Origin of the sequence: Bacillus cereus group sp. BfR-BA-01441 (genome assembly GCF_022663075.1) — a bacterium.
GTDB lineage: Bacteria > Bacillota > Bacilli > Bacillales > Bacillaceae_G > Bacillus_A > Bacillus_A cereus.
The window spans coordinates 1-1,233 of record NZ_JAKUEU010000211.1 but is presented as its reverse complement, the minus strand read 5'-3'; the positions used below and the strand labels follow the sequence as shown (position 1 = coordinate 1,233).

Genomic DNA, 1,233 nt, shown 5'->3' with positions numbered 1-1,233 from the left:
GTAATATTATAATTCTTCTAACCATATTCCACTATTCGGAAACTCTTGATTCAATCTATCAATGACCGCTTGCGCTTCTTCTCGACTTCCATAGTCTCCTAAAAGGATTCTGTGGGCGTTTCCTGCTAGGCAAGCTATCCAACATCCATGACCTGGTAATATCTCGTTTACACGCTTTTTAACACCTGCCAACCAATCAAAACTATCAAAGTCACCGAAGTTTACACGGTAATACTTGTCTGCTTTTGCCGTTGGTAACGGCTGATAGTTCGTTAGATTCACACCTGTAACACTTTGCACAATCGCGCGACATAACGGTTCAAATCGTTGTTCGTAGGCTTGCATGTTACCCGGATTGTTTAAGAATGCAACCTCTATTAAAATAGCAGGGGCATTTGTCCCATTCAGAACCGCTAATTCCTTCCCTTGCTTCGCTCCGCGGTTTGCGATACCTAGTGCACCCGCTACAGCTTCGCTCACTTTAGAAGCTAAATTATATTGGTCGTAATACCAAACCTCAACGCCACCTTTTTCTGATGTAGCTTGGTTGAAGTGGATCGCCACGTCTACACGATCTCTCGTATGACTATTACAATTTGCTATGATGTTGTTTAAGTTCTGGCGTTGTGTGCGCCCGTCGTTGTCTGTAGTGATTGCATAATGAATCCCGTTCTCTTCGCATAATTCAGCGATTCTTTGCACGACTCGTCTTGTTTCGACTTCCTCTTTATACCCGTTTGCATGTGCCCCCGTAACATAATAATTATGTCCCGCGTGAAAAGTTTTTAATTGACCCATTTTACATTCCTCCTATAGTTTCCCATGTCCCACTTATATTGGTTATGGTTCTGTCTTTGTTATTGTTTATACGAAGTCCTAATTGAATTAACTCACCGTGAATTGAGATAACGATTGGAATACTTGCAAAGCTACCATCATCTTTTAAATAACAAGCTGCTAACACTGTTTCCCTGACAGGCTCGTAACCCGTGGGTACTTTCCCTATGACCTGATACGGGCCATCTTTACCGTGAAGGACAGCTCCTGTTAACGTGGCGATATCGGCACGTTTTGTAAAAGATAATGGATTTTCTGAATGAAACCACCCTTCTCTCAAATCAACGTTTATTCTATTTGTGACTACCTTTTTCATGTAGGTATCGTTTGCTTTCACTTCCGTTAACAAACGTCGACCGCCTTCATATACGCCTTGTGTGTCACCTGTTACACTTG

At 42.2% G+C, this 1,233-nt stretch carries 1 protein-coding gene and 1 pseudogene; both read right to left on the bottom strand.

Annotated features, from left to right (window positions below; all coding sequences use genetic code 11):
- Window positions 1-6: 6 nt before the first annotated feature.
- Window positions 7-798, bottom strand: a complete 792-nt coding sequence (locus MR107_RS30080) for an N-acetylmuramoyl-L-alanine amidase (protein ID WP_242293155.1) — start codon at window positions 796-798, stop codon at window positions 7-9.
- A 1-nt stretch (window position 799) separates the two neighbouring features.
- Window positions 800-1,233 (bottom strand): annotated as a pseudogene (locus tag MR107_RS30075) (hypothetical protein); the annotation flags it as partial.